Source organism: Sphaerimonospora mesophila, assembly GCF_001417795.1.
Taxonomy (GTDB): Bacteria; Actinomycetota; Actinomycetes; order Streptosporangiales; family Streptosporangiaceae; genus Sphaerimonospora; species Sphaerimonospora mesophila.
Genome location: NZ_BCBX01000030.1, coordinates 914,640 through 921,894, shown reverse-complemented (window position 1 = coordinate 921,894; position 7,255 = coordinate 914,640). Strand labels below are relative to the sequence as shown.

Annotated in this window: 7 protein-coding genes; 6 read left to right on the top strand and 1 reads right to left on the bottom strand. The window is 69.3% G+C overall.

The window, feature by feature from the left end:
* From AP234_RS04375 to AP234_RS04355, 5 genes are all read left to right on the top strand, one after another.
* On the top strand, positions 1–1,098 hold a 1,098-nt coding region (locus AP234_RS04375), incomplete at its 5' end, for a citrate/2-methylcitrate synthase (RefSeq protein ID WP_063842751.1).
* Between the two features lie 10 nt (positions 1,099–1,108).
* On the top strand, positions 1,109–1,399 hold the full coding sequence (locus AP234_RS04370) for a DUF3017 domain-containing protein (protein WP_055478151.1): 291 nt from the start codon (positions 1,109–1,111) through the stop codon (positions 1,397–1,399).
* Between the two features lie 107 nt (positions 1,400–1,506).
* Positions 1,507–2,724 carry an NADP-dependent isocitrate dehydrogenase gene (locus tag AP234_RS04365; RefSeq protein ID WP_055478150.1) on the top strand — a complete coding sequence of 406 codons (1,218 nt, stop codon included), beginning with the start codon at positions 1,507–1,509 and terminating at the stop codon, positions 2,722–2,724.
* Between the two features lie 157 nt (positions 2,725–2,881).
* On the top strand, positions 2,882–3,781 hold the full coding sequence (locus AP234_RS04360) for a serine/threonine-protein kinase (protein ID WP_055478149.1): 900 nt from the start codon (positions 2,882–2,884) through the stop codon (positions 3,779–3,781).
* A 105-nt stretch (positions 3,782–3,886) separates the two neighbouring features.
* Positions 3,887–4,726, top strand: coding sequence for a DUF11 domain-containing protein (locus tag AP234_RS04355; protein WP_152990225.1), 840 nt, complete (start codon positions 3,887–3,889; stop codon positions 4,724–4,726).
* On the opposite strand, the gene galE is transcribed toward AP234_RS04355, so the two are convergent.
* On the bottom strand, positions 4,712–5,686 hold the full coding sequence (gene galE / locus AP234_RS04350; protein ID WP_055478147.1) for a UDP-glucose 4-epimerase GalE: 975 nt from the start codon (positions 5,684–5,686) through the stop codon (positions 4,712–4,714). The genes AP234_RS04355 and galE overlap by 15 nt on opposite strands.
* Positions 5,687–5,816: 130 nt before the next feature.
* Between galE and AP234_RS04345 the strand changes: the two genes are divergently transcribed.
* Complete coding sequence (locus tag AP234_RS04345) at positions 5,817–7,244, top strand: hemolysin family protein (RefSeq protein ID WP_152990224.1); 1,428 nt, start codon at positions 5,817–5,819, stop codon at positions 7,242–7,244.
* Positions 7,245–7,255: the final 11 nt, after the last annotated feature.

The window sequence follows — 7,255 nt, the reverse complement described above, 5'->3', positions numbered from 1 at the left end:
CTTGCCGATGTCGTCGCCGCGTCGACAGCGCTGAGTGACATCGACGGCAAGGCGGGTCGGCTCTTCTATCGTGGCTACGACATCCACGACCTGGCCGGCCGAACCACCTTCGAAGAGATCGCCCACCTACTCCAGCGCGGAACGCTGCCGACCCGCGACCAGCTTGCCGACTACGGCGCCGAGCTGGCCCGGGGACGCGGCCTCGGCGGACTGGCAGAGAACAACATCGCCGAGATCGCCGAGAAGCAGGAGCCGATGGCGGCGCTGCGCACGCTGGTCTCGCTGTCGGGGGCCGAGGACCCGGACAAGAACTCCAACGCCGCAGACGCCAACCGCAGAAAGGCGGCGCGGCTGACGGCCCAGCAGCCGATCCTGGTCGCCCGCTATCACGCAGCCAGGACGGGTGCCGCGACTCCGGAGCCGGATCCCGAGCTCGGCGTCGCAGCCAACTTCCTGCTGCAGATCACCGGCCGGCGGCCGTCGCCGCGCGAGACGGAGATCTTCGACACCTGTCTGGTCCTGCACGCCGACCACACGATGAACGCCTCGACGTTCGCCGCCCGGGTCTGCGCGGCCACGCTGTCCGACATGCACTCGGCGATCGTGGCGGCCATCGGCACGCTCAAGGGCCCACTGCACGGCGGCGCCAACGAGCAGGTCATGCGTACGCTGGAGGCGTTGGACCCGAGCGGCGTGGCGCAGGCCGTACGGGACAGGCTCGCGGCGGGCGAGAAGATCATGGGCTTCGGGCATCGCGTCTACAAGACGGAGGATCCCCGGGCGACGCATCTGCGGCGGATGTCGCGGGAACTCGGTGAGGCGTCCGGCGACGACACCTACTATCGGATGTCCAAGGAGATGGAGGAGGTCGTCTTCGCGGAGAAGGGCCTGTACCCGAACGTGGACTTCTACGCGGCGACCGTCTACCACTACCTGGGCATCCCGACGGACCTGTTCACTCCGGTCTTCTCCATCAGCCGGATGGCGGGATGGACCGCGCACGTGATCGAGCAGCACGCGGACAACCGGCTGATCCGGCCGGACAGCGAGTACATCGGGGAGCGTGACCAGAAGTGGACGCCGATCGACGAACGGTGACCCGACAGGTGTGAGGGCGAACGGCAAGGGCCAGGTCTGGAGACCGTACCTGCTGGTGACGGCGGGTGCGGGTGCCGGGCTCTGCGCGGTCGGCCTCGGTGCGGCCCCCTGGGTGGGCGGCGTGGTGATCGGGGCGTCGCTCCTCGTCGGGGCCGCGCTGCGCTACTTCGGCTCCGGCCGCAGGGCCGGGATGCTGGCCGTACGGAGCCGCAAAACCGACAGCGTTGTGCTGGCCGTGCTGGGGGCGGCCCTCGTGGCGGGCTCGCTGAGCCTGCTGCTGCCGTCCCTGCACCACCCGTAGCCCGCGACCTGGATCGAGGCGCTACCACAGCCATCCGATAGCCTCAACGGCCAGTGAGCCTCAAAAAGGACTGTCTGGCCAGTTAGTTCAGAAGGGGAACCCCACGCATGCCCAAGATCAAGGTAGCGGGTCCGGTCGTCGAACTCGACGGCGACGAGATGACGAGGATCATCTGGCAGTTCATCAAGGACCAGCTGATCCTTCCCTACCTCGACGTCGACCTGAAGTACTACGACCTCGGCATCGAGCACCGTGACGCCACCGACGACCAGGTCACGATCGACGCCGCCAACGCCATCAAGAAGTACGGCGTCGGCGTCAAGTGCGCCACGATCACCCCGGACGAGGCCCGCGTCGAGGAGTTCGGCCTCAAGAAGATGTGGAAGTCCCCGAACGGGACGATCCGCAACATCCTCGGCGGTGTCATCTTCCGCGAGCCGATCATCATGTCCAACATCCCCCGGCTGGTGCCCGGCTGGACCAAGCCGATCGTCGTCGGCCGTCACGCGTTCGGCGACCAGTACCGCGCCACCGACATCAAGATCCCCGGCGAGGGCACGCTGACGCTGACGTTCACGCCGAAGGACGGCAGCGAGCCGATCGAGCTCAACGTCTTCGACTTCCCGGGCTCGGGCGTCGCGATGGCGATGTACAACCTCGACGAGTCGATCCGCGACTTCGCCCGTGCCTCGATGCGGTACGGCCTCAACCGCGGCTACCCCGTCTACCTGTCGACCAAGAACACGATCCTCAAGGCGTACGACGGCCGGTTCAAGGACATTTTCGCCGAGGTCTACGAGAGCGAGTTCAAGGCCGACTTCGAGGCCGCCGGCATCTCCTACGAGCACCGCCTGATCGACGACATGGTGGCTGCCTCGCTCAAGTGGGAGGGCGGCTACGTCTGGGCGTGCAAGAACTACGACGGCGACGTCCAGTCCGACACGGTGGCGCAGGGCTTCGGCTCGCTCGGCCTGATGACCAGCGTGCTCATGACGCCCGACGGCCGTACGGTCGAGGCCGAGGCGGCCCACGGCACCGTGACCCGCCACTACCGTCAGCACCAGCAGGGCAAGCCCACCTCGACGAACCCGATCGCCTCGATCTTCGCGTGGACCCGGGGCCTGCAGCACCGCGGCAAGCTCGACAACACCCCCGAGGTGATCGACTTCGCCGAGAAGCTGGAGCAGGTCTGCGTCGAGACCGTCGAGGGCGGCCAGATGACCAAGGACCTCGCCCTCCTCGTCGGCGGCGACGCCGAGTGGTTGACCACCCAGGACTTCCTCGCCGCCCTGGACGAGAACCTGAAGAAGAAGATGTCGGCCTGACCCGTCCCCTCGGACAGGCGAGACAGGCAGGGCCGTACAACAGGCAGGGCCGTACAGAAGACAGGGCCGCCCTCTCCCGGGTGGCCCTGTCACGTCCTGTGCGGCGATCGGTTCGTACGGACAGACCGTAAAGTTGGGCTGACCGACTCTTTGCCCGATGCTGGGGAACGTGATGTCACAGATCATGCCGCTCGGGCCCGGGGATCCGACCAGGATCGGCCAGTTCACGCTGACGGGCAGGCTGGGTGAGGGCGGGCAGGGCATCGTCTACCTCGGCCGCAACGAGATGGACGAGTGGGCGGCGGTCAAGTTGCTGCACGTCAAGTTCAGCGGTGACGCGATCGCGCGGTCGCGGTTCGCCCGGGAACTGCGCGCGGCGCAACGGGTGGCGGGCTTCTGCACCGCCCAGGTCCTCATGGCCGATCTCGAGGGCGACACGCCGTACATCGCGAGCGAGTACATCGAGGGGAGATCGCTGCGCGAGACGGTCGAGGCCGACGGTCCGCTGCGCGGCGAGGCACTGGGCCGGCTGGCCGTCGGTACGGCGACCGCGCTGACCGCGATCCACCGTGCGGGGATCGTGCATCGAGACTTCAAACCGGACAACGTGCTCCTCGCCGCCGACGGCCCACGCGTGGTCGACTTCGGCATCGCCCGCATCGTCGACTCGACCGGCACGATCACCAGCCGGGCCATCGGCACGCCCGCCTATCTCGCCCCGGAACAGGTCGCGGGCGGCGGGGTGGGCCCGCCGGCCGACATGTTCTCCTGGGGGGCGACCATGATGTACGCCGCGACGGGGAAGTCCGCGTTCGGCGGGGGTTCGATCGCCGCCACCCTGAACCGGATACTCAACGGCGACGTCGACGTGAGCGTCCTGGCCGCACCGCTGAACCGGGTCGTACGCGCGTGCCTCAGCAAACGGGCGGCCGACCGGCCGACGGCGGATCGCGCCCTGCTGGGCCTGCTCGGCCTGCCGGAGTCGGACGACGCCTCGGCGGTCGTGCTTTCGCGGGGTGCCCGCATCGCCGGGGCGGGCAGGCGGTTCCCCGGCTGAGGCCCGGACGTCCGAACCGGCCGGGCGGTGCGGGCGGCGGCGTGTCGGCGGGATGGCGGCGGCTCCGACGCGATTGAATTGATCTCGAGCGTTCGGGGGAGCCGCATGGGTCGTAGGGTCGTCACGGGTTTGATCTGCGTTTTCGTCGCCGGGGTGCCGCGCCCGGCGGTGGCGATGGATCAGGTGGAGCAGTGGGGGGCCGCGGATCTCGCGGTGCGGATCTCCGCCTCGCCGAAGGTCGCCCAGCCGGGCCAGCCACTGGTCTACCGCGTCAAGGTGGACAACAGGGGGCCGGGTGACGCCGTGCTGCCGGTGCTGCGGGTAGACGTGCCCCGCGACTTCCAGATCATCAACGTCAACGTGGCCGAGTGCCGGCCGGTCCGCGGCCACCGCCAGGTCGTCTGCGAGTCCGACAGGGACGTCGTCGCCGGCGAATCCGGCAGCTTGACGATCACCGGGGTGGTCCGGCCGGGGGCGTCCGGCCCGCTCCGCGCCAGGGCCAGCGTCGACTCCGAGGTCGTGGACGGCCACGAGGCCGACAACAGGGCGAAGACGGTCACCAAGGTCGACGGCGGGGCCGATCTCGCCGTCCGCTTCAGATCGTCTGCGAGGTTCGCCCGGCCGGGTCATAGATTTTCCGTACGGGCCGAGGTGCGCAACCGGGGGCCGCGCATCGTGCGGGACGCCTACGTCTTCCTGCGGCCACGGCAGGCCCGGTTCCGATCGGCGACCGGAGGACGCTGCCGGAGTCGGCGGGCGTTCGTCGCGTGTGCGCTGCCGCCCATCAGGACAGGGTCGACCGGTTTGCTGAGGCTGGTGTTCAGCGTGCCGTCCCACGCCTCGCGCGCCGTGTCCACGATGGCCACCGTCTACTCACGCCATTTCGGCGACCGGCGGCCGGCCAACAACCGGGCGCGTATGCGGGTCGCCCTACGCCGAGACTGAGCCCTTCCCGATGGCGGCAGCCCAGGCGTCGGCGACGATGTCGCGCAGCGCGGGGTGGACCGGCTTCCAGCCGAGCTCGCGCTGGATCTTCTCCGACGACGCGACCAGCACGGCCGGGTCGCCGGGGCGGCGCGGGCCGACCGTCACCGGGATCTCGTGCCCGGTCACCTCACGGCAGACGTCGATGACCTCCTTGACCGAGAAACCGGTGCCGTTGCCGAGGTTGAAGATCTGATGTGCGCCGGCCGCGGTCGCGTCGAGGGCCAGCAGGTGCGCGCGGGCGAGGTCGGCCACGTGGATGTAGTCGCGGACGCAGGTGCCGTCCGGTGTCGGGTAGTCGGTGCCGAAGAGGCTGACCGATTCCCGCTCGCCGAGCGCGACCTTCAGCACGTTCGGGATCAGGTGGGTCTCGACCGTGTGCCGCTCGCGGAGGTCGCCGTACGCCCCGGCCACGTTGAAGTAGCGCAGGCTGACGGCGGCCAGGCCGTACAGGCCGGCGAACGCGCTCAGCGCGGTGTCGACGGCGAGCTTGGACGCGCCGTAGGGGTTGGTGGGCCGGGTCGGGTCGGTCTCCGAAATCGGCGTGCGCTCGGGCTCGCCGTACGTCGCGGCGGTCGAGGAGAACACGATGCGGCCGACGCCGGCCCGCCGCATCGCGTCGAGCAGCGCCAGCGTGCCGCCCAGGTTGTTCGACCAGTAGAGGCCGGGCCGCTCGACCGACTCGCCGACCAGCGACTTGGCCGCGAAGTGCAGCACGGCGTCGAAGCCCGTGAAGCTCTCGCCGAGCAGGGTGCCGGTCTCGCCGATCGTGCCCCGGACGAACCGCGCGCCGGCGGGCACGGCGTCGGCGTGCCCCGTCGACAGATCGTCCAGCACCGTGACCTCGTGCCCCTCCTCGACGAGTTGGGCGGTCACGACGCTGCCGATGTACCCCGCTCCACCGGTGACCAAGAGTCGCACTGGCACTCCTCTGTTCGGGTCTGTTGAAGTATGTTGATTTATGTACGGCTGTCGCCTAGCTTACGCGGTCCCTCCGCGGAACGGGTTGAATGCCTGCAGAAGAGCGACCACATGGGGAACGGACGATGACGTGAGCAACGTCGCGGTGATTATCACCCTGGTCCTGATATTCATTCTTATCGGCGGGTTCTTCACCGCCACCGAGATGGCCATGGTGTCCCTGCGGGACAGCCAGGTCAGGCGGCTCAGCGGGCAGGGCCGCCGCGGCGCCCGGGTGCAGAAGCTCGCCCGCGATCCGAATCGGTTCCTTTCGGCGATCCAGGTCGGTGTGACCGTCGCGACCGTGCTGTCGGCCGCGCTCGGCGCCGACCAGCTCGCCGATCGGCTGACCCCGGTCTTCGCGGGCTGGGGGCTGGAGCGGGGAGCCGCCGCGCCGCTGGCGTTCGTGGCCGTCACGCTCGCCATCTCCTATGTGTCGCTGGTGCTGGGCGAGCTCGTCCCCAAGCGGCTGGGGCGGCAGCGGGCCGAGGGACTGTCGCTGCTGGCCGCGCCGCTTCTCGACTTCATCGCCGCCCTGTCGCGGCCGGTCATCTGGCTGCTGTCGATGTCGACCAACGGCGTGGTGCGGCTGCTCGGCGGCAACCCGGCGGCCGACCGGGCCGCGATGACGACGGAGGAGCTCCGCGAGATGGTGGCGGGTCATCAGGAGCTCGCCCAGGACGAGCGCGACCTGATCGGCGAGGTGTTCGCCGCGGGCAAGCGCCAGCTCAGGGAGGTGCTGCTGCCGCGTACGGAGGTCGAGTTCATGGCGGCGGACACGCCGCTGGCCGAGGCGGCGGTGCTGGCCGCGGCCATGCCGCACTCCCGGTTCCCGGTCTACCGCGACTCATATGACGACATCATCGGATTCGTCCATGTCCGTGATCTCCTCGATCCGGTCCTGACCGGAAGCGTCGAACCGATCAGCGAGCTGGTGCCGATCCGGCCGGTCAAGCTCGTGCCGGCGAGCAAACGGGTGCTCACGACGCTGGCGGAGATGCGTGACGAGGGCCATCACCTGGCGATCGTGGTCGACGAGTACGGCGGCACCCGCGGCATCGTGACGCTGGAGGACCTGGTCGAGGAGCTCATCGGCGACATACGCGACGAGTACGACCAGGACGGAGAGTCCGTACGGCTCATCGCCGGCGACATGGAGATCGAGGGGCTGGTCCACCTGGGGGATTTCGCGGATCAGACGGGTGCCCGGCTGCCCGAGGGTCCGTACGAGACGCTGGGCGGATATGTGATGGCCGCGCTCGGTCACATCCCCGAGCGGGGCGACTCCGTCGAGGTGGTGGGGCTCAAGCTGACCGTGACCGAGATGGACGGCCGGCGGGTGGCCCGCGTCCGGGTCACCCGTACGGCCGCGGCCCCCGATCAGGTCACAGCGCAAGCCGAAGCTCAAACCGCAGATCAAGCGGCGAATCAAGCCACCGGGCAGGGTCCGGTTCAGCCGCCGGATCGGAAACCGGGAGGGACGCCGATCGACACGAAGCACGACGCGCAGAGCGGGTAGGACGATCGCCT